Annotated in this window: 22 protein-coding genes; 14 read left to right on the forward strand and 8 right to left on the reverse strand. The window is 41.1% G+C overall.

The genetic code is table 11. The features are described 5' to 3' along the window. The 9 genes from ACYVLS_RS01690 to ACYVLS_RS01730 form a co-directional block, all read left to right on the forward strand. The coding region (locus ACYVLS_RS01690) for a transposase (protein ID WP_460320513.1) at positions 1-334 on the forward strand (334 nt) is incomplete at its 5' end. A 389-nt stretch (positions 335-723) separates the two neighbouring features. Then, positions 724-1,773 (forward strand): ATP-grasp domain-containing protein, encoded by a 1,050-nt coding sequence (locus ACYVLS_RS01695; protein ID WP_460320516.1) that lies wholly within the window; start codon positions 724-726, stop codon positions 1,771-1,773. A gap of 618 nt (positions 1,774-2,391) precedes the next feature. Continuing rightward, positions 2,392-4,371, forward strand: a complete 1,980-nt coding sequence (locus ACYVLS_RS01700; RefSeq protein WP_460320519.1) for a BglG family transcription antiterminator — start codon at positions 2,392-2,394, stop codon at positions 4,369-4,371. After that, a complete protein-coding gene (locus ACYVLS_RS01705; protein ID WP_460320522.1) occupies positions 4,368-4,931 on the forward strand; it encodes a D-sedoheptulose-7-phosphate isomerase in 564 nt (187 codons plus the stop codon). Before ACYVLS_RS01700 ends, ACYVLS_RS01705 begins: the two co-directional genes overlap by 4 nt. Before the next feature lie 11 nt (positions 4,932-4,942). After that, on the forward strand, positions 4,943-5,212 hold the full coding sequence (locus tag ACYVLS_RS01710; RefSeq protein WP_460320524.1) for a PTS sugar transporter subunit IIB: 270 nt from the start codon (positions 4,943-4,945) through the stop codon (positions 5,210-5,212). Between the two features lie 22 nt (positions 5,213-5,234). Beyond that, the gene (locus ACYVLS_RS01715; RefSeq protein WP_460320562.1) at positions 5,235-6,581 is read left to right on the forward strand and encodes a PTS ascorbate transporter subunit IIC; all 1,347 of its coding nucleotides are present in this window, start codon (positions 5,235-5,237) and stop codon (positions 6,579-6,581) included. Positions 6,582-6,601: 20 nt separating this feature from the next. Next, positions 6,602-8,587: a transketolase gene (gene tkt / locus ACYVLS_RS01720; RefSeq protein ID WP_460320527.1), complete on the forward strand. Its 1,986-nt coding sequence runs from the start codon at positions 6,602-6,604 to the stop codon at positions 8,585-8,587. 17 nt (positions 8,588-8,604) lie between these two features. After that, positions 8,605-9,168, forward strand: a complete 564-nt coding sequence (locus ACYVLS_RS01725; RefSeq protein WP_460320530.1) for an SIS domain-containing protein — start codon at positions 8,605-8,607, stop codon at positions 9,166-9,168. A 512-nt stretch (positions 9,169-9,680) separates the two neighbouring features. Further along, the gene (locus ACYVLS_RS01730) at positions 9,681-10,586 is read left to right on the forward strand and encodes an ROK family protein (RefSeq protein WP_460320532.1); all 906 of its coding nucleotides are present in this window, start codon (positions 9,681-9,683) and stop codon (positions 10,584-10,586) included. A 27-nt stretch (positions 10,587-10,613) separates the two neighbouring features. On the opposite strand, the gene ACYVLS_RS01735 is transcribed toward ACYVLS_RS01730, so the two are convergent. After that, positions 10,614-11,054 carry a hypothetical protein gene (locus ACYVLS_RS01735; protein WP_460320534.1) on the reverse strand — a complete coding sequence of 147 codons (441 nt, stop codon included), beginning with the start codon at positions 11,052-11,054 and terminating at the stop codon, positions 10,614-10,616. A 255-nt stretch (positions 11,055-11,309) separates the two neighbouring features. After that, positions 11,310-12,722, reverse strand: coding sequence for an IS4 family transposase (locus ACYVLS_RS01740; RefSeq protein ID WP_460320536.1), 1,413 nt, complete (start codon positions 12,720-12,722; stop codon positions 11,310-11,312). A 188-nt stretch (positions 12,723-12,910) separates the two neighbouring features. On the opposite strand from ACYVLS_RS01740, the gene ACYVLS_RS01745 reads away from it, so the two are divergent. Both ACYVLS_RS01745 and ACYVLS_RS01750 read left to right on the forward strand, forming a co-directional pair. Further along, the gene (locus ACYVLS_RS01745; protein WP_460320564.1) at positions 12,911-13,111 is read left to right on the forward strand and encodes a PfkB family carbohydrate kinase; all 201 of its coding nucleotides are present in this window, start codon (positions 12,911-12,913) and stop codon (positions 13,109-13,111) included. 142 nt (positions 13,112-13,253) lie between these two features. Then, on the forward strand, positions 13,254-14,111 hold the full coding sequence (locus ACYVLS_RS01750) for an aldo/keto reductase (RefSeq protein ID WP_460320538.1): 858 nt from the start codon (positions 13,254-13,256) through the stop codon (positions 14,109-14,111). 1,507 nt (positions 14,112-15,618) lie between these two features. On the opposite strand, the gene ACYVLS_RS01755 is transcribed toward ACYVLS_RS01750, so the two are convergent. The 5 genes from ACYVLS_RS01755 to ACYVLS_RS01775 all read right to left on the reverse strand — a co-directional run bounded on the left by ACYVLS_RS01755 (position 15,619) and on the right by ACYVLS_RS01775 (position 21,126). Beyond that, positions 15,619-16,002, reverse strand: coding sequence for a Rid family detoxifying hydrolase (locus tag ACYVLS_RS01755; protein WP_460320541.1), 384 nt, complete (start codon positions 16,000-16,002; stop codon positions 15,619-15,621). Positions 16,003-16,096: 94 nt separating this feature from the next. After that, entirely contained in the window at positions 16,097-17,245 is a 1,149-nt protein-coding gene (locus tag ACYVLS_RS01760; protein ID WP_460320543.1) for a hypothetical protein, read from the reverse strand. A gap of 174 nt (positions 17,246-17,419) precedes the next feature. Continuing rightward, entirely contained in the window at positions 17,420-18,610 is a 1,191-nt protein-coding gene (locus ACYVLS_RS01765) for a M24 family metallopeptidase (RefSeq protein WP_460320545.1), read from the reverse strand. Between the two features lie 44 nt (positions 18,611-18,654). Further along, on the reverse strand, positions 18,655-19,857 hold the full coding sequence (locus ACYVLS_RS01770) for a M20 metallopeptidase family protein (RefSeq protein WP_460320547.1): 1,203 nt from the start codon (positions 19,855-19,857) through the stop codon (positions 18,655-18,657). A 45-nt stretch (positions 19,858-19,902) separates the two neighbouring features. After that, positions 19,903-21,126, reverse strand: coding sequence for a trans-sulfuration enzyme family protein (locus ACYVLS_RS01775; RefSeq protein ID WP_460320550.1), 1,224 nt, complete (start codon positions 21,124-21,126; stop codon positions 19,903-19,905). A 251-nt stretch (positions 21,127-21,377) separates the two neighbouring features. On the opposite strand from ACYVLS_RS01775, the gene ACYVLS_RS01780 reads away from it, so the two are divergent. From ACYVLS_RS01780 to ACYVLS_RS01790, 3 genes are read left to right on the forward strand one after another with little or no spacing between them, the layout of a single operon-like run. After that, the gene (locus ACYVLS_RS01780) at positions 21,378-22,892 is read left to right on the forward strand and encodes a PucR family transcriptional regulator (RefSeq protein ID WP_460320553.1); all 1,515 of its coding nucleotides are present in this window, start codon (positions 21,378-21,380) and stop codon (positions 22,890-22,892) included. A 25-nt stretch (positions 22,893-22,917) separates the two neighbouring features. Next, entirely contained in the window at positions 22,918-24,162 is a 1,245-nt protein-coding gene (locus tag ACYVLS_RS01785) for a hypothetical protein (protein WP_460320555.1), read from the forward strand. A gap of 38 nt (positions 24,163-24,200) precedes the next feature. Then, positions 24,201-24,980 carry an NRDE family protein gene (locus ACYVLS_RS01790; RefSeq protein ID WP_460320558.1) on the forward strand — a complete coding sequence of 260 codons (780 nt, stop codon included), beginning with the start codon at positions 24,201-24,203 and terminating at the stop codon, positions 24,978-24,980. A 508-nt stretch (positions 24,981-25,488) separates the two neighbouring features. On the opposite strand, the gene ACYVLS_RS01795 is transcribed toward ACYVLS_RS01790, so the two are convergent. Further along, complete coding sequence (locus ACYVLS_RS01795; RefSeq protein ID WP_460320560.1) at positions 25,489-26,496, reverse strand: 5-methylcytosine restriction system specificity protein McrC; 1,008 nt, start codon at positions 26,494-26,496, stop codon at positions 25,489-25,491. Positions 26,497-26,643: the final 147 nt, after the last annotated feature.

The following is a 26,643-nucleotide window of genomic DNA, read 5'->3' on the forward strand; positions in this document are numbered from 1 at the left end:
CGGCAAGCGAGGGACAATGGAGAATTTCATCAAAGAAGCGAAAGGTGGCTTTTATTTCGATAAAACAGATAGTCCACGCTTCTTAGAAAATCATGTCAGAATGATGATTAGTCTGCTTGCATACAACTTCATCAACTGTCTAAAGACTATCGGCTTTGATAAAAAGAACCAAGGGATGACTATTCATTCCATCCGACCAACATTCCTTAAAGTCGCTGGCAAACTTGTGCAAACAGGCAGGCGAGCCTATCTAAAATTGTCGAGTTATCATGTGTATCAAACTGAATTCTATAGGGTCTTCGAGCGCCTACGGCGATCCAGTCAATGGATTTAAATCAGTCATCACGTTAATTTTTTGAATCAATCGTCTACAAGGGAGAAGTATGCCTTCAAACAAACAAGAGAATCGTAAGAAGGTTCATTTAGTTAAAATCTACTTCGAGAACGCACTATTTTGTAGAAAAATTCCCAATTTTTCCAAGAACGATTAATTTAATCAAGAAACCAGCTTAAATTATAGAGCTATGAATTATTCAGGTGCAATGAGCATCATTAATCTTTCGACAGAAATCCTCTCTGCCTTTATATTGCCCTAAGTTTTTTTGAGATGCAGGCCATAGATAAAGCCTTTTCAACCGACTTTTTATACAGAATATGCTACACTACTAATTGTAACGTTCTGTTTTTGATAAAATTAAACGTGTGGGTGGAGGGGTTAGCTTGATGGAGAAATATAAAATTGAAGAATCAGTTGAAAAGAAATTGGAAGAAGAATTGGATGCTTTTGAAAAAAGAGAAGGTTTGAAATCCAGTTTATTTGAAGAGGAATTAGTAAACAGAGGGTATCCAGTGGATCGTCTATCTTTTGATACACTTGTGACCACCATCAAAGGAAAAACCGTCTTATTCAAAGACATGAATGGACCTTTTTCATCAGCGGCTTTGAATATAGTCGTGGATGACAAGAATATGACCCGACAGTTTGTTAGGAATACAGGCATCACTGCACCTGCGACAAAGTTTTTACGTATTTTTCAAAAGCAGCAGATTAGAGAGTTTGCAAATGAAGTTGGCTACCCGGTTGTACTGAAACCGAATAATTTAGCCCGCGGTGAAGGTGTGTTCATGAATGTCGACAGTGACGAGTCATTGAAGAAGCATCTGATTAAAATCAGTAACATAGTTGGTGATGATAATCAGCTGATACTTATTGAAAAGCAGTTTAACGGGGAAGACTTCCGCTTTGTCGTCGTTGATGGAGAAGTCATAGCGGTCAGCCAGCGTGCCCGCGCAAATGTGGTAGGTGACGGGGAATCAACGATTCTCGAGCTGATTGAGCAGAAGAATGAATTGCGGAAGCAGGACCGTGATTTGATGAATTTCCTCATTCCAACCGATACAGATAAATTGAACCGGTTAAGCAGTAAGGGGCATACGCTTCAGTCCATCCCGGCAGAAGGAGAAAAGGTAATTTTGCGAAATGAATCCAACATTTCAAGTGGAGGAGAAGGAATTGACTTTACCGACACCGTCCATCCTCACTTCAAGGAGCTGGCTATAAAAGCAGTTCAGTCCATTCCGGGACTACATTATGCAGGAGTAGACATGATTGTGGAAGATATTACAGGCAAACCGAATGAAAATAATCATGTGGTAACTGAAGTCGAGTTCAGCCCTGGCCCGGTCAGCATGTTTCCTTGGAAAGGTGAAGTTAGAGACATGTGCGGGCCAGTTTTAGATTTTTATGAACGCAATATTGATCGGTTACCTTAAACAAGTAAAATATTAAAAGGAAAGAAGGCCATTGCGCCTTCTTTTTTCATGTTTTTAAGAGCGAGTAGTCAACAGTGATGTCTTGAACTGAACAGCGAGTATAGTTTAGAAGATTTATAAGGCATGAACTACACCGCGAGTGTAGTTCACCCTACTTTAAAACAAGCAAACTGCATCCGGAGCGCAAAAATTCATGTATGAGTGCAGTTCAATTTTCTGAACTCAACGTTTCGGCCCATTCTGTGTAGTTTACCCTAAAGAATCCATCTTAAAGTATAACTGCTGTTCAGTTAGGCGTTCTCGACAACAAATAATCAACAAAGTCAACATGAACTTATTGCTCAATATAGTTAAATTTGTCAATTAGGAATGAACTACACGCAGCGTGTAGTTCACACCACCGAACCCCTCCTGCGCTACCAACTATTTCAATCATCTAACTAATCAAGCGGTTAAATAACACATTTTATCAGAAATAAAGTATAATAAAGTTATAGATGTGAACTTTTTCACGATTTCTTACATCTCAAGGTAAACCCTTTCAAAACTATGGAAGCGGTTTACTCTTCTTTTGCTTAATTATCCAATCTATACTATAGATACAAGGAGTTGATGCCCATGAATATATCTGAAAGGGCGAGGAACATTTTGAAGCGACTGCTTACTGATGACAAGCGATTGAGCTATGATGAGCTCGCTAATGAGTTTCAAGTGAGTGAACGGGCCATCCGCTATGATCTTGATGAAATAGACTCGTTCCTTCTGCATAGCAAACTGCCTCCGCTGAAACGTCAGAAGAGAGTGGAAGTGACGCTTGATTCACAACACACGCGGATGGATAAACTGAAAGAACTGACCAGCACAATCGATGTCTCTCTGGATTACTTTCTTCCGGAAAAACGCCATCCCATAATTTTGTTAGACATACTATTATCATTAGACAAAGTGGATATCAATGGCTTAATGGATAAATGTGAAGTCAGTCGCAGTACCATCGTTGGAGACATTCTGACACTGAGGAAGAATCTGCAGAATGAGGAAATCTCAATTGCTTACAATTCATCCTCTGGCTACTTATTTGAAGGGAGTGAGAAACGGATTCGCAAGTTCGGTTTGAAGCTGATCAGCACACATTCGGAAAACCTCTACCTGACTCATCAGTCACTAATTGACTCCTATCTACCGGATCATCATGACACGATTTTAAGTTTGTTTGAGCAGTTTATATCTCTCGTTGAAACAGACGTGACCAAATCCTACACAGATGTATCCTTTAATCATATGGTCGTTGGGCTTATTATTGCAGTAAACCGGTTGAAAAGTGGCTGCTTGTTAAATGAGGAAATAATCGATTCCTCTCTGTCACCCGAATACTACAGCATTCAAAATCATGCAGGTCTTCTTGAAGAAGAATGCGGTATAGAGCTGAACCACTCAGAGTTGAGAGCGATTGAACAGCTGTTTCTTGAAAGTTCTCTTTTGAAAGCGGATTCCGTGATTGATGACAACTGGATTAATCTCAACCTCTTTATTATTGAGTTTCTGGAAGAGTTGAGTGAAGTGATGTCCTTACCGTTAAATCAGTCAAACGAGCTCTACGAAGCACTGATTCTTCATTTAGGACCGGCCATTAATCGAGTAAAAAATGAGAGTCCTTTGAAAAATGAAATCATCGATTATATTCAGGCAGAGTACGAAGAGATTTTCCTTACTGTGAAAGCCGTGCTGGACCGTTTAGGTGAAAGTCAGAACCTTCTCTTTACGCCGGATGAGATTGGTTTTGTCACGATTCATATCGCCTCTTATATCGAAAAGGCAGCACTTGTCAATAAGGAGAAAACAATATTGCTCGTTTGCAACTATGGTGTGGGGACGGCCAAACTGCTTGAAACCATGTTGTTGAAACATTTTAATTTCACGATCAAAGGGACCTTATCCATGAGGGAGCTGAATCAGCAGCGGATTGACGAGGAAGGTGTGGACTATATCGTGTCTACCTTACCAATTAAACAGGACTTGTCTGTTCCGCATCTCGTTGTATCCCCATTGTTATCTGAAACAGACAGGAAAAATTTGCAGGCGATTGAAGCATCCAATAATGGTCCGCAGTTCAAACAGTATAGTAGAGAAAGGAGAGTGACCCCGATCATGTTAAAAGATTTATTAGTGGAAAAAACGATTGAGTTAAATGTTGAGGCAGAAAATTGGCAGGACAGTGTGAACAAAGGAGGGAAGCTGCTCGAAGAGGCTGGAAAAATTGAAGAGACCTATACGAAGGCGATGATTGCTTCAGTAGAAGAGCTGGGACCGTATATCGTCATTGCACCGGGAATAGCGATGCCCCATGCCAGCTCCAAAGATGGTGTGCATGAAGTGGGGCTTAGTTTGATGACGCTGACTGAACCGGTTAATTTCGGACACCCGGAAAACGATCCGGTAGACATTGTGTTATGTCTGGCAGCTACGGACCACACGTCACACTTAAATGCCTTAAAAGACTTGATGGCATTTCTGAATGACCCGTCCTTTATCGATTTGCTGAAAAATGGCACAAAGGAACAAATCTTAAATAAAATAAACGGAGAGGAGAGCGCATGAATTACGCAGATGAAATAAACAAGCGGACTGAAGTACTCAATAAGCTGACCGAGTCGGACTTTAATCAGATGAAAGAATTTACGTCCGTGATGCTGGAAACTATTCAAAATGGCGGCAAAGTCATGACGTGTGGAAACGGGGGCAGTGCAGCAAATGCCCAGCATATTACCGGGGACATTGTCGGCCGCTACAAAATTGAAAGAGAAGCATTTGCCGGACTCAGTTTAACCGTTGATCCGAGTGTAATGACCGCGACCGGAAACGACTACGGTTACGACGAAGTATTCGCACGTCAGGTTGAAGGACTAGGTCAAACCGGCGATACACTCATTGTATTATCCAGCAGTGCGCATTCAGCCAATATACTGAAAGCTGTTCAAGCTGCGAAAAAGAAAGGCATTAAAACGATTGGAGTTTTGGGCAATAATGGTGGAGAGATAGGCGAACAACTGGATTATTCACTAACGTTTGCCTTTAAGGATTCAGATTTAGTAGAAGAAACAGCGATGGCACTATTTCACATTGTGTTGATGGATTTGGAAAAACAACTTACAAAATAGGAGGAATAAAAATGAAAATTTTAACAGTATGCGGTATGGGTTCAGGATCAAGTTTAATTCTAAAAATGAATGTCGATACTATTTTAGAAGAAGAAGGTATTCAGGCAGACGTGGAAGCCTGTGATTTAGGGTCTGTTGGAGGAAGCGCAGCCGATCTGATTATTTCAACACAGGAACTGGAAAGCAAACTGGAAGACTATGATACTAAAAAGATTTTCGTTAATAACGTGGTAGACAAAGAAGCCATCAAAGCGAAACTGATGGATGCACTAGACAAGTAAAGATTAAAGGAGGGTATTATTGATGAACTTTATATACAGTTTTTTTAACCAGCCAGCGATTATTATTGGTCTGATAGCCTTTATCGGACTGGTCGCTCTGAAAAAGCCTAGAGGTAAAATTGTCACAGGAACGCTGAAAACCGTTATCGGCTTTCTGATTTTATCAGCCGGCGGGGGCATTATTGCTGGAGCACTCGATACACTCGGTCCAGCCTTTGAAAATGCCTTTAATGTGCAAGGGGTTATCCCGGCCAACGAAGCTGTTATCGGGATTGCCGAAAGCCTTCTTGGAACCGAGATGAGCTTGATTATGGCGTTCGGTTTTATCGTTAACATTCTTATTGCTCGCTTTACTAATATCAAGTATATTTTCCTATCCGGACACCACGTTCTCTTTATGGCTGCGTTACTCGCTGCAGTACTGGGAACAGCTGGGTTTGTAGGTGTTGAACTGATCGCAGTCGGCGCATTCCTGCTCGGCTCATTCATGTCCATTTCACCTGCGATTGTGCAGCCGTTTTACCGAGAAGTAACGGGGCATGATCAGATTGCCATGGGTCACTTTAACGCTTTGACGTATGCACTAGCTGGACTCGTCGGTAAGTGGTTCGGAAATAAAGAAAAATCTACAGAAGATATCAAAATTCCGGAAGGTCTTGGATTCTTCAGAGACAACACTATTTCAACTGCTTTAGTTATGACTATCATTTATCTTTTGACTTTCCTATTTGCTGATCAAGCTGTTATGGCTGAAATGTCTGGTGGCGATAATGTCGTCATGTTTGCCATCGTTCAAGCCTTAACCTTTACAGCCGGTTTTGTTATTGTTCTGCAGGGTGTGCGTATGATGCTCGCAGAAATTGTACCAGCTTTCAAAGGGATTTCTGAAAAACTAGTGCCTGATTCAAAACCCGCACTGGATGTACCGGTTATCTTCCCTTATGCACCAAACGCAGTGCTGCTTGGTTTTGTGACATCTGTTGTCGGTGGATTCATTATGTTCCTGATTCTACCACTGCTTAACTTGCCGGTTATTATTCCCGGTCTGATTCCCCTATTCTTCGTTGGTGCCGGTGCTGGGGTTCTGGCTAACGCAACCGGAGGCCGTCGGGGCGTAGTTATTGGGGGGATGCTGAACGGTGTACTGCTGATTTTACTACCCGCAATTCTGTTGCCACTTTTGGGAGAACTCGGTTTTGCCAACTCAACCTTTGGTGACGCAGATTTCGCATTTGTGGGAATTGTCATAGGCTACTTCTTTAACTGGTTCGGCAAAATTGGTATCTACTCCATTGTAGCTGCCTTAGCTGTCTACTTTACAATTTCCATTATTAAAGAACCGAAAGAAATTGTCATTGCCAAGAAGTAAGTTGAACAGGAGGAGTTAGATTGACTACTGAAAAAGATAAACTGGCTATTAACACACTTAGAACACTAGCGATGGATGCAGTGGAAGAAGCACAAAGTGGTCATATGGGGTTGCCTTTAGGGGCAGCTCCTATGGCTTATGTTTTATGGAAAAATCATTTGAACCTGACATCAAGTAAGCCAAACTGGTTTAATCGCGACCGATTTGTTTTGTCTGCCGGGCACGGCTCAATGTTGTTATACGGCCTGCTTCACTTGAGTGGGTTTGATGTCTCAGTGGATGACTTGAAAAAGTTCAGAGAACTGGAAAGCAAAACACCCGGACACCCCGAGTATGGGCATACTGAAGGGGTAGAAATCACCACGGGCCCACTGGGTCAAGGACTATCCATGGCGGTCGGCATGGCACTGGGTGAACGAAAGCTTGCTGCATTATTTAATACTGCAGAGAGAAAGTTAGCCGATCACTACACTTATGTCCTATGCGGAGACGGTGATCTGATGGAAGGGGTCAGTCACGAAGCCATTTCTTTTGCGGGACACTTAAAGCTGAACAAATTAATAGTACTCTATGACTCCAACCATTCCTCTCTTGATGAGCAGCTGGAGGCGTCTTTCAGTGACGATATTCAGAAGAAATTCGAAGCCGTGCACTGGGAGTACACTAAGGTTGAAGATGGTAATGATTTGGAAGCCATCGATAGAGCAATAGAACAGGCTAAACAGTCTGATAAACCGTCACTAATTGAAGTAAACACTGTTATTGGGTACAGTCTGCCGGATATTGCCGGAACTCATAATGCCCACAGTGATCCGGTCGGACCGGATCATATAAAAAAAGCAAAGCAGTCACTGGGCTGGACAGCTTCTGAAGCCTTTTATGTACCAGAAGAGGTATATTACACGTTTTCTGAAATGAATCACAGAACGGCAGAACGCATAGATGAATGGGAAACAGCAGTGGAACAGCTGGAAAATGAAGACAGTGAGCTGTACGAACTATTAAAACGCTTTGTTTCCAAACCTCAAAATTATGACATTAGCTATTTGCTCCCTGAATTTACTGATACAGAGAAGAAGCTATCGACACGGGTAGCATCCAGTGAGATTATGAACGCCATTAGTGACGCTGTTCCTGAATTGATTGGAGGAGCCGCCGATTTAAGCGGGTCAACCAAAACAACCATCAAATCATCTCAAGCAGTTACAGGAGATGATTATTCAGGCCGAAATATTTACTTTGGTGTACGCGAATTTGGTATGGCAGCCATAGCTAATGGATTGGCAGCCAGTCACTTTATCCCATTCGTCAGCACGTATTTCACATTTTCAGATTATATGAAACCGGCCATGCGTCTGTCTGCTTTGATGCACCTGCCTGTGATTTATATTTTCACACATGACAGTATAGCCGTCGGGAAAGATGGACCAACTCATCAGCCCGTGGAACAGCTTGCTGCGCTAAGGGCGATGCCAAATATGCAGGTTATTAGACCAGCTGATGGAAACGAAACAGCCGGTGCCTGGGAAGTGGCATTGAACTCGCCATCAACACCAACGACTCTGGTGTTAGGTCGACAGGATACCATGACGTTGCCAATCTCTCCGGGCAAAGCTAGAGAAGGAGCTAAGAAAGGCGCTTATGTTGTCAGTGAAGTTGCAGAACCAGACGGACTGCTGCTAGCCACTGGATCAGAAGTTGAGTTGGCTGTAAAAGCTCAGGCTGCACTGAAAGAAGACGATATTTACGTTAACGTCATTAGCATGCCTAGCTTTGACTTGTTTGAAAAGCAATCAGCCGACTACAAAGAAAATGTTCTGCCAAAAGCAGTGAAAAAACGTTTAAGTCTTGAAATGGGAGCTTCCTACGGCTGGAAGACCTATGTCGGTGATGAAGGTGACAGTTTGAGTGTCGACGCCTTTGGCTATTCGGGTGATCCAGAAGATGTGATGAAAGCATTTGGTTTCACAGAAGAAAATGTTGTAAAAAGATTCAAAGCTTTATAAGAGTGAGGAGGAAAAAGATGAAATTCAACGAATTTTTAGAAAACTATAAAACCTCCTACGTGAATACACTGGAAAATTTAGATGAAGAAAAGATAGCTGCCTTATTGTCTCATTTGAGGCAGGCGAGAGATAAAGGCCAGTCAATCTTTATGCTTGGTAACGGAGGCAGTGCGGCCAGTGCGAGCCACTGGGTCTGTGATTTCAATAAAGGTGCTCAAAATGACGGCAAGCCGCCATTTCGGGTGAGTTGCTTGAGTGATAATACACCTATTGTGACAGCGTTAGGCAATGATGTTTCTTATGACAGTATCTTTTCAGCTCAGTTGAAAAATTACCTTTCTGAAGGTGATTTGGTCATAGCCTTGTCTGTATCAGGCAACTCGGCTAATTTAGTTGAAGCCGTCAATTATGCACGGTCAAACGGAGCCTACACGTTTTCAGTCATTGGTGATCACAACGGACGATTACAAGAGGTCTGTGATGACACCCTCATCGTCCCATCCAAAAATTACGGCATCGTAGAAGACGTTCATATGTATCTCGCGCACATTTTATCACAGTATTTCGCAGAAGAAGTCTAAACTCTTTCAAAACTGAATAATCATGAGGAAAGAAGGCCTAGCGCCTTCTTTTTTTGTGGGTTTAAGAAAGAATGTTCAAAGGCTCTGTCTTGAACTCGACACCGAGTAGAGTTCAGAAGGTTTATTAGGAATGAACTACACCGGGCGTGTAGTTCAGACAACTTTCAAATAGCCAAACTACTTTGTGAGCCCAAAAATGACTCTTGGAGTGCAGTTCAGTTTTTTGAACTCAACGTTTTTCCCCATTCTGTGTAGTTCTGCTCACGAAATCATTCTAAAGTGTAACTCATGTTCAGTTCGTTGTTTTCAACAGGAAAAAGTCCACAAGGTAGGAATGAACGTGAGGCATAGTAGAGTTTAGAAGGTCTGTCATATAATATACGAACTTTTTGATAGAGATTACTCAGAAATGTTTAACCCTTTAGAGTTAGTATGTCTTTTCATTTTTCAGACAATAGGATAAAATTACTGTTAATATCACTATTACTATTCCTAAAGACAGGAGGGGTCTCATGTGCATACTGTGTTTCGATATTGGTGGCATACGCATTAAATACGCCATGATAAATGAGGAAAAGATTCTTTCCAAAGGATATACGTCGACACCGGAAAATAAAACAGACTTTTTGACTGCAATCAAACAAATTATTGATGATTTCCAAAAAGATTATACATTTGAGAGCCTCTCGTTCAGCTTTCCAGGTTACATTAATCCCTATACGGGTTACGCGGAAAGGTCGGGTGCGCTGACATATTTTTATGGGAGCAATATTTTTAGTGAATTATCTGAAATCGTTGGGCGTGACTATTCCATACATGTTGAAAATGATGCAAATTGTGCAGCAATAGCAGAGAAGAAGAGTGGGGCAGCTATAGATAACCGGTCATTTGTCCTGGCAACTGTTGGGTCAGGCTTCGGTGGCGGAATTTTCATAAACAATGAACTTGTCCGTGGGTTTCAATATAAAGGTGGAGAGTTCGGGCAAATGCTTTTGTCGGCCGATGCATGCAAGCATTTTGATGTGGACCGTAGAGGATCGATTAAGACATTAATTCTTGAGTACAAAAAATGTAAAGGATTGTCGGAAGCAGACAGTGTAACAGCGGAGGACGTCTTGAACGAAATACATGAACGGGAAGTTGAACAGTTAGTCAACGTATGGGTCAGAGATATTTGTGTGGCTTTGTATAATGTAGCGACAGTGATTAATCCAGAAAAAATTATTATCGGGGGTGGCATTAGTGCTCATCCCGATTTTCTTCCGTTAGTAAAATCTCAAATGGAATGCATACCTAACTGGAGTGAATTTAGAGTACCAATTGAAACCTGCCGATACCATAACGATTCGGGTCTGCTGGGTGCCTACTATCATGCGAGAGAAAGTCTAGACTCTGACCAGAATGGGACATGCAGATAAAAACGGAGACTCTCAGGAGCTCCGTTTTTACGTATGTGATTCAGTTTTTAAAGCCTGAAGAATGACAGGGGTCAGGTGAGGCGTCACTTCTTTGAGGTCGTTGACATCGTAGGCACTTATATAGTACTGAACAACTAGCCCGTCGACTAAAGAAACGATGATAGCCGCTCTGTCCTGCGTATGAAGCAGAGGATAGTCGTGTTTGGTATCCAGCTTTTCTAGTTTACTATGCAAATGCTTCACCATCTCGTTGAAAAGATGACTGAAAGTTTGTTTCGAGAGTTGACCTTGTTCATAACTGGAAAAAACAGCTTTTATATCATTCATATGCTGTTCGTTATAATGCCAGGAACTTAAGAGAAATCTTTCAATAAATGTAGCCACATCATCGCTGTCATTTTCTCTAACTGACTGGATATAATCGTCTCTCAACTTTTCCAATAGGTCCTGTGCATTGTGTGCGGTCATCCATCTCACCCTCCATTTCACTTATAATCTACCATATCAATTCTGTCTAATCCAAGGATTTGCTATTTAAACTGATTTATATAGATGTATAGGACTGATAAAAGATATATTAAGAGGGAGATTTAGGAAAGTTTGTGATTATAAAAGGTGAATTCTTCCAGAACTATAGATGAATACCGTTTATAATAATAGTCTCAAGTTTCGCACCCTAATAAATGCTTCACAATCCTATCGGATTAACCCTCACCAAAGAAATTACGCAGCAATTTGTTCTTGGTTTGACTGATTTCCAATCAAAATTTCTTTGAATGCCGCCGGTAATGTGTCGATTAATTGATCGAGCAACGCCGTTACTTGTTGTTCGGATAATACAAATTGGTCTTCAAGCAGTGCTTTTAAAGCATGCAAAAGAAGAGATAAAGATTTTGTGAAGCGAATGTTTTCTAGTTCGTCGCATTCTAAATAAAAGAGTTCTCCAATCGTTCGTGGATCCTTTTCATTTCGTGAAACAAGTGCAAAAAATATATACCGCATAAAGACAATCGTTGTGTGGGCAATCATGATGTCATATTTTCGTCCGTAGACTTCTTTCCCGAGCTGTAAATAAGATTTACAGTACTTGAAGAACGTCTCAATGTCCCACCGTTTTCCGTATAGACGAATGATTTCTTCATTTTCCATCTCGATATCTGTGGATAATAACGCTAGCCAATTACGCTTGCCCTTACTGTTGCGATTTTTAACAAAAATGATTTTTGCTTTAATCTCTTTCCCTTGATCATTGAGCCCTAGGCTCACAACAGCTTCTGCTTTAACGATGGCACGCCCGCGCTTTTTCTTTAAGTGGGCATAGAGTTCCTTAAGCGTGTAGCGTTCGCCTTGATAGCCATAGGTCGCTCGCATGGGCTTTATCATACAAATAACGTGTAATGGATAATCCGTTACCACTTGCTTGATCACAGAAGCGTGACCGAACCAGCTGTCAAAAAGGAGCGTTTGTGCTTTTAATTTTTGCAAGGGTAGAGAGTGAAGTAAAGTAAACATGGTTTCTGTCGCTTTCTTTTGAGCTTCTTGACGACGCTTATATCCAGTGGTTCGTTTATCTATGCAATCATCGGCTTCATTTAATCGATTAGCTTTTTTCTTGGAACTCAGGAAAGATTTAGCCAGCGGAATAAAGGTATGGCCATCACTCCATCCTAAAGTAAGCATACGGAATCCTTTGATATACTTACCACTGGCATGATCGAAATTATTGGCTAACAACTCTACTTTTTTACTCCGATTACGACTAAACACGGAATCGTCCAGAATAAGCACACGTTCCTTGTCCTCTTGGACATAAGGTATCAAGGTGGCAATGATTTTTGAAGTGAACAAAAGTAAGAATTTACGCCAATTAAACCGTTCATTTCTCAAAAAACGGTTGACTGTATCTTTTCCAAATCCTGGTTGTCTTTCAGCATCCTCTAACAACTGATTCACACTTTTTCCGCCATGGAAAGCGACTGTGAATAAAAAAGTAACGATAGCATTCGTACTGATACCATCTTCTTTTTTTATATTTGATTGGTGTAATAAGGTGCCTATTTTAAATTCTTTAAGAAATCGATCAATGCTCGAATAGAACTCGTTTTTTTCTGATTTTTTTGGTAAAATATTAGCCATAAGACATCTCTCCTTTGGAATGTTTGTTGGTAACTACATTTTACCAAAGAGAGGTGTCTTTTTCTGTACTTTTAAGTTCAATATTCTAACTGATCTTTACGGTAAAAGGATAGAACGTCGTTCTTAGGGGTGCGAAACTTGAGCTAGTAACTAAACAAGGCGCTTTTCATGGTCAGGCTGCTCTGGGAATTCTTGTCAATTCAGTTGGGGCTGGAGATGCGATGGTCGCTGGCTTTGTCGGAAAATATAAGGAGACCAATGATTCGATTAAAGCCTTTGAGTACAGCTTGGCTTGCGGAACGGCTACTGCCTTTAAAGAAGACTTGGCTAGTCGTGAAGACATCGAGCAAGTCCTTCAGACAGTCTCTGTTATAAAATTACTCGACTGATTTTAGAAGTCCACCTGACGTCTTGCGTTTCTACACGCAGGGCGTTTTAGTGTATCATGGTGATTGAAGCTACTAGATTAGAGCTTATCTAATGCGTTTTTATGATTATGATAAAATTGAAGTACTGAAAGGAGATTATCAAATGGAAAATAGCGTCGTATTTCCGAATACTAGACAAGTCTTGAATTTAGGTCAGGGAACATGGGGGATGGGGGAAGACAGCAGTAAAAGGGAAGCTGAAATTAAAGCCCTCAGAACCGGCATTGACCAAGGGATTACTCTGATTGACACTGCAGAAATGTATGCTGACGGTAAGGCTGAGTTGATAGTCGGCGAAGCAATAGCGCCATATGATCGTGACGATCTTTTTTTAGTTTCTAAAGTTTATCCCCATAACGCAAACAAAGAACGCATGTTCGAATCCTGTGAACAGTCACTTAAAAGATTGGGTGTCGATTATCTAGATTTATATTTGCTTCACTGGCGCGGAGATGTGCCATTGCAAGAAACTGTTGATTGCTTTGAAGAATTGAAGAGTCAAGGCAAAATCAAAGACTGGGGCGTGTCGAATTTTGATGTAGAAGACATGAAAGAATTGCTGGCTTTAAAAAATGGCAGGCATTGTCAGGTTAATCAAGTTTTGTATCATATTGCTTCACGAGGTATTGAAGTGGAGTTGACTGCTTATCTGAAAAAACATAACATACCAGTCATGGCGTATTGTCCTATAATTGGCCAGGAACCAGGGGTTAGAAAAAATGTATCTGAACATAACGTGGTCAAGAAAATTGCAGATACACATGGAATCACGACAATACAGTTGATGCTGGCATTTGTGATTCAGCAGGACAATATGATCGCGATTCCTAAAGCTGGCTCAAAAGAGCATGTCATTCAAAATTCTCAAGTATTAGATGTCGTATTAACTGATCAGGAAATGTTGCTTCTTAATGAAGAATTTCCTGTACCAGATAGACGCGTTCCATTAGATGTCCAATAAGTTAATGAGAGAAAAGTTCTGCTGAAGTATGGCAGAACTTTTTTAGTCTAAAAGAAAGTGACACATTAAAAGCCTAATTAATAGTTAAATTGAATAGCAATTCAGATAGATAATTAGAGTAATTGCATTTCAACTGGATTTGAGAGATAATTGCCTGAAACTTATATAATCTACTTGGTATAATATATATTATGTAAACTAAAATAAAATGAAAATACTGTCTGACAAGATACTGTAAATTATTGAGAAAATCCCCTCTTTTTTCCTTATTTTTGCATTGATTTTTGGCGGTTCTGAATTATTGTTGAATTACCTAATAATTTTAGAATCTATTTGGTTGAGTTCAGTTCCTGAACTCTTCCTTATAAGAATCCCTGTGATGTGTTTAAATCATTCTTCGAGCTACTGCACGCTCAAATAAATTTTAAAGTGCCTCAAATTGTCCTCAATCTGATTTTTCAGTAAATTTCGCTGCTCATTTAAAAATGTCTCTGTGATTAATGGATTTTTGAATAGTTTCCAGGATTTAACTGATTTAATGCTGATTAGTTGATTTTTGCCGAATACCTGATGATTTGCTGACAATTGAGTGTTTTAGCTTAAATTTAGATAGCAATCAGAAATACTTAGCTAATGGATTAATATTGGGTATTTTTAAGATTTTGATCAATGAAGTAATTCATTGACTGGAATTTTATAATTTAACTATTTAATCTTCAAGTGTGTTGATTTTTACCATAGCTAATCAAGCTGCAAATTATTCTAGCAATAAATTTCTGCCATTAGCAATTCAGAGTTATGCTGGTAATTCTTTAGACTGCTGCATTAAAAGCTCATTGCTAAAGATTCAAACTTGTTTGGTGCTTATAGTAGCGTTTTAAGCGCCATTTCAGCATACGGTACGTATAGTTGTCCGCTAAACAGTCCCAGAAACGTCACCAGATAACTGCTTTTTTGTATACCCCCTCTACTCCCACCTCCCTCCTCCACTTTTCTCCAAAGAAGAGGGTGAAACTAAGAATTTCTAAAAGGTAGCCGTGGTACAGAGTGCAAATGTATTAAAAAAAGCAATCTTAAGCAGACTCAAAGCTTCTATTACGTTCACTTTACCTAAGCGAGCCAATGTTCAGCAGACTCGCGAGCTCTCACACCTTCACTTTACCAAAGAGAGCCCCCGTTCGGCATACCCGCTGATCTCTAAGTCTCGAGTCTGCCATACATTGAAGATGTTCGGTTAATTCGCTTCAGAAAAAATCTCAGTTTGCTGAAGTTTTCTAAACTTAGGCAATCTCACAGTCGCTGGATGATCCAGTTTACCTAACCACCGCCTACTATGGTAAACTCCCACAACTACAAGCAATCAGTTAACCGAAGCACCAGCACATTCGGCAAGCTCGGTCAGTAGTCTGGCACTAGTCTACCTAATCCACCACCAAAAGCACTCTAATATAAGGAAAAAAGCCTGAAAGCTTTTTTATCAGCTTCCAGACCTTATTTAAAGAACATGTCATTCGTTGACGAGCGCGATGACTTCAATTTCAATTTTCGCACTCAGTGGCAGTGCAGCCACTTCTATTGCTGTTCGTGAAGGAAAATCTTCCTTGTCGAAGAATTTAGCATACACCTGATTGAATGCTTTGAAATCATTTATGTCGTTCAGATAGACTGTCGACTTAATGATATTTTTCATCACACTGCTATTTTCTTCCAGAATGGTTTTGATGTTTTTCAAAGCCTGTTGAGTCTGATCTTCGATACTGTCGCTAATCAGTTCCCCAGTTGATGGGTTCATTCCCAACTGTCCAGAAGTATAGACGATGTTACCGACCTTTGTCGCAATGGAGTAAGCACCAATCGCTTTCGGCCCGTTTTCGCTGGATAGTCGCTTCATGTGAAGCCTCCTTTTATATGTTTATTTAAGAAACAGGAGTTTCCTCCCCCTCTTCTCCCCTTTTACCGATGGCAGCAAGTCTAACAGCCTGATCTTAATCGATACTGCTGATGACTTCAGTCTCCTTTTTTGCCACAGGTACTCGTTTCCCTGCTGTTACAGCAACATATGAACGGTAGATGATAGCGAAGATGTAAACGCCTAGTCCGATACGTCCGGATACTGACATGAGAACATTAATGATTTGCGCGTATGATCCGACAAAGCTGATGGCAAAGGCCAGTAAAATGATACCAATACCAGTCAGTTTATAACGGGTTGTGCCGCGCTCTGAGAAATAGTCTGCTGCAATCAGAGCAATTGGTGCTGTGGTAGTATAAGAAGCAGCCACAATCATGGCAACTAAACCAGTAGCCAAAAGCGGTGTATGTGCCATTGCGACACTCACGTTTGGTGCTGCTGCGCCAATAACTAGACTGATATTTGCAACTTGAGACGTAATCATCAAACCTGTCAATAAAGCAAGAATGCTGAAAGCCACAATGAGCCATAAGGCAGTCTCTTTATTTGATGACTTTTTATCTACGCTGTAAGTGCTTACAAAGTAAGGAACAAGGAATAAAATGAGATAGGAGTGGTGCAGTACAGTGGATACAAACCAATTATCACTTGTTCTGTAAACGTCCTGGTTAGCTAAAATGTATTCAGATCCACCAACAATGCCGTCAGAAGGGTTGATTAAGCTAATAACGAAAACCAGTACCATGACGATTAAAATGAATGGCGCTATTTTACTGATAACCGCAATCATCTTATTGAAGCCCATGAGTACGGACATAATCAAAAGTAAAACCAGGCCTGTTGAACCGACAACATATGGTAAGCCGTAAAATTGGTTAACGATGGAGCCTGTTCCTGAAATCAGCTGGAGCAAGGTGAAGAATACGAAGGCTGCGGTATAGTAGTAAACGGCTGTCCCGACATATTTTCCTAAGAACCAAGTGAATACTTCTTTCGGATCAGACAAGTCATATTTCTTACAGACAAATATAATTGCGAATGCCAGTGCTGCGATCATAACCTGCTGAATGATGACGCCGAAGATTCCCATAACACCGTGTGTACCGTAAGACTGGAAAAACTCCTGCCCTGTTCCAGTTGATGCGCCAATATAGTAAGCAATCATCGCACCGGTCATGCCGAAGACGAACGATGGGCGGATACCCTTATTTTTTTCTACCATAATTATTTCTCTCCTTTAACCGTAAGTTTAGTGTATAAACGGTCATCGACGGTCTCTTGAGTGCTATACAAGCACGCTGTATTAAAAGCTCGCCCAGTACAGGATGACGGACACTGTAATGGGCGCTGAGTGCTTTTAATGAGAGATAACGATTAGTGACTGACGTGAGTTTCTTTAGCTAGTCACAAGAGATTTTGCAGTTAAAAGCTTTCTTGGGAAGTTGGCTAAGGTTTCAAAGCCAGTTTCTGTAACAACGACAGATTCACTAATGGATACGCCGAAGTTGTCTAAATACATACCTGGGATACAGTGGAAAGTCATGCCAGGTTCAAAGACTGTTTTGTCTCCTGGACGTAGACTTGCTGTATGCTCGCCCCAATCAGGTGGATAGTTAAGTCCCATTGAATAGCCAATACGAGACTCCTTGTGGTGACCATATTTTTTCAAGACTTTGCTCCAGGCTGCTTCAACGTCTTCTGCTGTATTTCCTGGCTTGAACTGCTCAAGAGCTGCATTCAGACCTTCAACCGTGATCTCAGCTGTTTCTATAACTTCTTTAGACGGTTCACCGATAGCAATCGTTCTGGCAAGTGGTGAATGATATCTCTGGTGACAGCCGGCAATCTCAACGGATACCACTGTGTTTTCAGGGTAGCGCTTGTCGGACCAGGTCAAGTGAGGAGCGCCTGCTGTTTCGCCTTCCGGAAGCATTGGCACGATAGACGTATAGTCCCCGCCGAATTCATCGGTTCCTTTAATTTGTGCCGCATAGATCGCAGCAACCACGTCGTTCTCACGTACACCAGCTCCGATAGTATCAAGTGTCGCCTGCATAGCTTTTTCAACAATCACACCCGCACGTTTCATCAGCATGATTTCAGTTGGAGACTTGACGATTCTGACCCAGTTCACCAGAAGGTCCGCATTTTTGAAGGTTGCATTCGGCATACCTTTTTGAAGCTGAGCAAAGGCTTTGGCAGTAAAGTAATAGTTGTCCATTTCAAGACCGATGTTTTTCTTATCCAGTCCCAGCTCTGCCATGACTTTGCAAACATAGTCCATTGGGTGCTTAGTCAGACTTTGAACGTGGTCGTCACTGTAAGCACGAACGTGTTCTTTGTCCAGCCAGGTAGTCTTGACGACACCTGAGAAAGCATCCATGTAGCGGCCGATAAAGTAAGGCATTTCTTCATTTATGTCAACAAGGACCATTTGATGGACATAAAATGACCAGGCATTATGACCAGTCAAGTAGCACATGTTGGCAGGATCCGTAATCAGTAAAGCATCAATTCCCTTCTCCTGCATACTCTTCTTCACTTTATCCAGACGCTGTAAGTACTCTTCTTTTTTGATATCAATCATGTTAGCAACTCCTTTTATCTGTTTTATTTTTTAAAGTTTATGACCTATTTTAGAAATTCCAAAGCTGTAAAGACGTGCAGGCTGACTCCATTTAAAAGCGTGTCTTCATCAATGTCAAAGTTAGATGCATGATGAGGATAGTGTGTGCCTTTTTCTTTGTCGCCTGTACCAATGAAAACAAATGCGCCGGGTATGCCTGCTCGGTTTATAAATTCTGAGAAATCCTCTCCAGCTAGACAAGAGTATGGCTGCACTTGACTGGCGTCTACAAAGTGAGGCAAGACATTTTCTTTCATGAAATCAACACTGTCTTCGTCATTGATGACGGAGTAGCTGCTAGGAACAATCTCCAGTTCATATTCCATATCATGAGCAGCACAGATGCCGTCCACTAGACGTCTGAATCGTTTTCTCGGGTGCTGAGGTGTATCATCAGATCCGTCATAAACGTAGCGTAAGGTACCTTCCATATTGACCGTGCTTGCAAGAGCATTGTAGGAACCATCAGAAATTATTTTTCCAAATGCAATGACTGTCGGGTCTAATACTGAAATTTCACGGGTCTGCAGAGTCTGTGCAGACATGACGATGTTTGCCGCACATGGCACTGGATCTTTTGCTTCGTGTGGAGCAGAAGAGTGTCCGCCCTTCCCTTTGACAGTCAGTCTGAAAATGAACATTTCGCCCATAATTGGACCGGCTTGCAAGCCGACTTTGCCACTTTCAATCTGAGACCAGAGGTGAACCCCAAAGGAAGCATCCACTTTCGGATTTTCCAGGACGCCTTCTTCTATCATGAACTTGGCGCCTTCTTCCTCTTCATTCGGCTGGAAAACCAGCTTGATGTTGCCGACCAGTTCATCTTCGTATTTCTTGAGAATCTTGGCAGCCACCATCAGCATAGCTGTATGACCATCGTGACCGCAGGCATGCATGACGCCAGGGTTTTCTGAAGCGAATTCAAGGCCTGTTTCTTCAGTGACGGGCAGTGCGTCCATATCCGCTCTGAGTAAAACAGTCTTGCCTTCTTTTCTCCCTTTGATTAAGCCCACAACACCTGTGGTATACATGCGTTGTGTCGGTATGCCTAAATCATTCAAATAGTTTTCCACTATTTCAGATGTGCGGAATTCCTGCGTTCCTAACTCGGGGTTACGGTGAAAGTCACGGCGCAGGGCAATGACCTCATCTTTATACGATGCAATTTCTTTTTTCAAACGTTCCAGATCCAGCAGTGTTGATTCCATTTACGATTTCCTCCTCTGAACTCATTAGTGATTGAATTGACTAGCTTAAGATTTTACAGTGCTATCTTCTTTTGTTAACAGTGCCAGTGACTGCTCAAGGTCGTTAATTAAGTCTTCAACGTCTTCGATACCGACTGAGATTCTAATTTGTCCGTCGTAGATGCTGGATGCTTCTCTTTCTTCAGGACTCATGTCAAAGTGACTCATTGATGGAGAGTGCTGAATAAGTGAATCCACGTTTCCTAAGCTGGTAGCCAGGCTGAACACTTTCATGTTGTTCATAACGGTTCTAACTGAATCCATTCCACCGTCTAAGTCGAAACTCATCAGGCCGCCAAAACCGCCGTTCATTTGTTTTTTCGCAATGTGGTGTGTCGGATGGCTTTCCAGACCTGGGTAGTAAACATTTGTTACCATTGGGTGCTGTTCAAGGTACTCGGCAACCTGCATAGCGTTAGTACATGTCTTCTCCATGCGAACACCAAGTGTCTTCATCCCTTGAGTTACTTGCCATGCGCCGAATGGGTCAATAACTTGTCCAAGTGTCTGCAGGTAAGGCATGCGACATCTATGAATGCGCGCTTCGTCTCCTACAATCACCCCAGCTGTGACTGAACCATGACCAGCCAGGAATTTAGTTGCGGAGTGTACCACTAAGTCTGCGCCCAATGTCAAAGGTTTCTGAAGATAAGGCGATGCGAATGTGGAGTCCACAATGAGTGTGATGTCGTCGTATTCATTTTTGATATCAGCAATCGCTTTGATATCTGAAATCTTCAATGTCGGATTCGCTGGTGTTTCAACGTAGACGACTTTGGTGTTTTCACGAATCGCTTCTTTAATATTTTGAGGGTCTGTCGTATCGACTCGAGTAATCTCAATGCCGTAGTTGTTCAGAACCTGTGCGAAGAGTGTGTAGCTGCAGCCGTAGATAACATCTCCGATAACCGCGTGATCGCCAGCTTTCAGTGAACTCATGACTGCGATTGAGATAGCACCCATGCCTGATGCCACTGCCAGTCCTGCGTCGCCTTCTTCAAGGATTGCCATTCTCTTTTCCAGTTCATCCGCATTCGGTCCGCCAAAGCGAGTGTAGACAAAGCCTTCTTCAACGTTCTGGTTCAAGTGAACCGCTGTGTCAAAATCTTTCAAGATATATGTGGATGTCTGATAGATTGGACTGACGTGAGTCATGGCGTTTGGCTTATAGCTGCCTTCCACCTCTGCATGTTTTTGTGCTGCGTGTAGTAAATCTGTATTCATTCCCATTATTAATTCCTCCATCTGTATATTTTGTGAAAAGTTAAACAATTACAAGAGTGCAATAAGCACAAAATGAGTGCGCTTACATTATTTTAGAAAAAATAAATGCCTATCGCCTTCTTATATTATCTAACAAATCCCGTAAGTTGATTTATGTTTCTTACAAGGCTTATGTTATAATATTGGTAACGCTTCAGCAACGTACAATAGTATAGTATTAACTAAACACTTTGTACTACACTTTGTAGGAGGAAAGTATGTTTACCTTAAATGATTTCTTAAACCTTCCCTTGATGGAAGAAGCTGACTTATTGACTAGTAAGCTAGATGTTTCACAAAAACCAGTTCAGTATATCTCTGTCCAGGAACCCCCCGTTGAGGGCTTTATCAGGGAAAACGAGATTATCCTATCGACTGCTATCGCTTTGGATAATCAGGAGGCACTCTTTAAGTTCGTACAGAATGTCTGTCACTTTAATGCTGCGGCTTTAATCTTTTCTTTTGTTCCGGACTCAAATTTGACCATCAATCAGGCTATTATTGACTTTGCTTACGAACATCAGTTTCCGATTATTGAGATACCTTGGGATCTGCGTTTTTCGGATGTCACCGAAGCTGTCATTACTGAACTGAAACGGATAGAATCCAAGGACGAATCCAGCTGCGCAGAACTGCAGAAAGAAATACTGCAGCTTTATTTTGTCAAAAAGAGTCTGGATGATGTGGCTAGACTTATAGCTGAAAAAACCCGGCATTCGGTCAAAATAATGGACCGAAATAGAAATGAAAAAGGCGCCTGTCTTCTGCAGCGTACGGATTATTTTCACGAGATGGACATTGAAGTAAATGACAATGTGTATGGCTATCTGTATCTATCCGTTGAGCCGGCTATGGAGACTGAACCAGTTAACGTTGAGCTGCTCAACCATTACATTAATGTTCCACTTTCTCTCTGGTTTGAAAAAGAGGAAGTTATTAATATTACTGGCTTAAAGATTCGGAATGACTATGTATGGAAACTGGCTATTGAAAAAAACAATACACAGGAGATTATTAATCAGGGCGTGCAACTGGGATTTGATATGAACACCTTGTACTTCTGTGCCCTGCTCAAGCTGGATCCTAAAGATACAGAGCTTCATTCCTATGACCCGGAGATGATTACGAAAACTGAAAAAAATATGCTTGCTTTATTGAAAGAAAAAGATATCAGATCGCTCTTGAGCTATAAAAATGAACGCTTTATCCTTTTTTTGGAAAATAAACCGGATAGTAATGTGTCAGAGTTGCTTGATGATTTGGAAAAAAGCATACTTGAGAGTATCACAGTTAAAGATTTCCACTGGGGTATAGCCGAAAAGCCCATTGAGACAACAAATTTCCCCGAACAATACAGGAAAGCCAAGGTTGCTTTGGAACAGGCCATTGATTTAAATATCTCCCGCCTGAACTTTAAACAGAGCCGCATAACCAGTCTTGTGAATCAGATGACACCTCATAAAAAAGCCAGAGAACAGGCCATTGAATTGTTGAATCCCATTCTGACCAATAATCGATTGAATGAAAACGGGATGGATTTAATTGAGACCATTGTTGTCTATATCAAAAGCAACTTCAATACGAGTAAAACCTCGCGCGAACTGATGCTTCACCGCCAGTCTCTTCTCTATCGTCTGGAAAAATTCGAAGAGCTCACGCAGTTGTCTTTGACTAATGCGGATGACTTGTTTCTTCTCCAGTATTATCTGAGACTGCTGAACAAATTTGATTAAATAAGTGAAAAAGCAGGGTGATAGTATGCCAGAACACACGCAAGCCAAAACGATACCTATTGACACGCTGCAGAATAGAATCAGTCATGCATTTCATTCTGCCAGCCCCTTCCCTTCTGACAAAATGAAGAAAGTGTCTTTGGTAAAGAAACTATGGAATGAACACCGGCTCAAAAGACTTGTGAACAAGGCTTTAGACGAACTGGACCCGCTCCTCCCTATTATCGAAGAGCATATTGAATCGGGCACAGAGACGCTTTCTCCTGAACTGGAAGAGGTCAAAGTGTTGATGGTCAGGTTGCTGCATAAGCTGGATAAGCAGAAGCTCTTATTTGATGAGCCCTTTTTAACCTTTTTCATAGAAAAGGGGTACATGACGGTGGCCGAAGAATTTGTGCAGCGGGTTAGAAAAGAAGATGGCCAATTAAGTAACGAAGAGATTTTTCAGGCCCTTCGCAACGTCTGGATAATGAACAGCCTGCAGATTTTCTGGGAGCTTCCTTTAAAACTAAACACCCCCATGACGGCTTACAGTCTGCTCTACCCTTACACAGATAACTTCCTGGACGATGCAGCCATTGATTCTGATGCCAAAAGAGCATTCAATGAACGCTTAAGCCGGTCGCTGGCTGGTGAGCACGTTTCTTCAGAATCTCCTTCAGAAAGGCGAATCTTTTCGTTAGTAGAAAGTATTTTAGATATTTATCCAATTCAGACCCATCCGGAAGTAACGGAAAGTATTCAGCTTATTCATCAGGCTCAGATTGACAGTATGCGTCAGTGTCTTCCAGCTGACTTGGCTCGTGAAGACGTGCTGGCCATCAGTTTATTTAAAGGTGGAACGTCAGTTTTAGCAGATGCCTATCTTGTAAAAGGGTCGCTGACCGAAAAGGAAATGGTCTTTGCCTATAATTACGGTGCGTTTCTGCAGCTGCTGGATGACCTGCAGGATGTGAAGAGTGATCAGGAAGAAGGCAATCAGACACTGTTCAGTGTAAAACAGTCTAAGGAAGACAGGGTTGAATTGATCAGGCAGCTTATTTCGTTAATTACTGTCATCAACAGTCCGGAAGAAAATGATACCCCTGTCCAAATCAAAATGAAAAAAGTGATTGCAAATTGCACGATGCTGATGGTGATGGAGACCATTGGGAAAAATCCTGATCTGGTCACCTCCTCTTTTTACAAAGAGCTGGAAGCTGCGTCAAAGGTTAGACTAAAGACCTATACAGCTTTGGAGTCGAAAATCAAAAAGACGATGGCATTTTAAATTGTGTCATTAAAACAGTAAAACAGGATGTGAATGCTATGTGTTTAATAACCTTAAGCCTTAATCAGCACTCCGACTACCCGCTGATTGTTGTCCAGAACCGCGATGAGTTTTACAATCGGCCATCAGAATCTCTTCATTTCTGGGAAGATGAACCAAATGTTTTGGCCGGACGCGATACCCGCCACGGTGGAACCTGGTCTGGCATAACTCGAACCGGTCGTTTCGCGTCCTTGAATAACCGGCCCTTTACCGATTTTGAACCTAAAAAAGAAACACGTTCACGCGGCGACTTAGTTAAAAATTATTTAGCTAGTGAGGACTCCCCTGAGGCCTGGCTTCAGAAAATGCTGGATCAGCGAAGAGATTATGACAGCTATCAAATGGTCTTTGGCACACTGGAAAACTTATATGTGTACTCTAATTCAATGGATAGAATCTGTTCTTTAAAGCCAGGCCTCCACTCTTTCAGCAATACGGATGACGAGCTAAGTCAGTATAAACTGGACCGTTCGTGTGATTTAGTAGAAGACTACTTAAACAGTCACTCGGAACCTGTACTGGATGAGCTGGTCGCATTATTCAGTGATACGGAAAAAGCTGAATATTTTGGAAATCTACCGTCTGAACTTTCACAGGAAACGGCACGCACACATTCAGCCATTTTCATTGAAGGACAGGATTTCGGCACAGTCAATACGACCGCACTCCTCGTCAAGCAGTCCGGCGAAGTTAAAGTGAAAGAACAGCGCTACGACCAGAATAAACAAGGTGAAGCAACCGAAAAAAGCTTTCTGCTGCATTCTGATGGGATTTAGGCAGAGGAAAGTTTATAGGTACAATAAAGAAACACTCTCAATTTTCTGAGAGTGTTTTCTTAATCTACAGATGAAAAGGCTCGGCTGACCGAGCCTTCCCTTATATTATTGTAAAGACGAGTTCAAAATAAAAAAGTAGAAGAAGTTGTCACTAAACACGCTTAGTGACAACTTCTAGATAAAAACTCCCGAGGAAATGGTCTCCAAATGATTTTTGAGGTCAGTTCCAGAGCTAATTCATAATTAACTGGTCTCAATAGGCTCTTTGAAACTACTTCATAAAAATTTTGAAGATGAACTGTTCTCAAAACCGTTTTAGTGGCACGTTCTCAGAAACTTCCCACAGGAACTGGTCACTATATCGTTTTAGAGACCACTTCAGTTCAGTATCTATGAATAAACTTGCTTCAATGAATTCCTATGATACTAATTTTCACGCTCGTCCAGTGGTATTTGCGTATACTCCTGAAGCCAGTCGTCGATTTGAAAGATCTGCTACTTTTAATATTTAAATTGATACTATAGAATGTAATTTTTCCTCTATATAGCGCCACTCTTGATTTAAGTTCAGTGTTATTATGTCTAACTTCTTTCCACTAATTACGTGAGAATCACTCACAATTGTTGATTCATCAGGTTGAGCATAGACCAATATCCCTCTAATCTTTTTAAAGGGTTTTGTTTGCTCCCAATTATTCATATAGGCATACATCTGATACAGGTTGTTACTTCTATGCGTATAAGAATTCCCAATTTTGTTTGAAAAAGCGCCATCCTTATAAAATTTGGCGTCAATTATAATGACTTCATTCTTATTTTCAAGTACAACATCGGTTTCCATTCTAGGTAACCTATTCTCCTGAGAAGAATCAGCAATCGCCCAATTAATATGAGGACTATGGACTTTGTAACAATCGCTGTGGTGTTTCTTATAAAAGTTCAGGAGAAACTTTTCATAAAGTGTGCTTAGTCGCTCTCTTTCAAAAATTTCCTGTAGAGAGTTCCCTGATTCCTCACTCATCAATAATTCTTCAATAACAAAGTAGCAAATATTCATGAGCAGTTCATATCGTTTATTATTCCTATGAAATATCATTTCCTGCCAATCTATATCTCTCAAAGGTATTAAAGAAGAATCTGAAAAGAACGGTAGCAGCGACCTTATGCTTTGCTGTTGTTCTTTAGTGACTTCTTTTTTGTTTCTGAGTAATTGATACAATGTTGTTTTTAATATTTGATTATAGATTATATCTGCTGAATACTCATCATATTGAATAGCCACTTTTTTATGAATAAGAGTTCTTTCTCTGATACTTCTGACTATTTGAATACTTCCTCTGACAGTTGAAGTGATGTCCTCTTCTTCTTTGTAGCCTTTGTGTAACCCTCTTTTAACTTGCTGCTTTGTACCAATAATGAGTAATTCTGCCAATAATTCAAACGCTGTATCAAATGATTCCCCGGTAACCTTCTCATAGGCTTTTGAATTCAGACCGTCAAAGTAGTAAGTCAACATGTAAAAAATATTTTTGATAGGTGAACCAATTTCATAACTAACTTTTTAAAAAAGGAAACACTCGTCTAATTTCAAAATGACTATTTTTTAAAAATTACACGGCTATTTCTTTTCTGTTCTTTCTCTCAGCTAACCGTTGGTTTGCAT

The sequence above is a fragment of the Alkalibacterium psychrotolerans genome, from assembly GCF_054784355.1.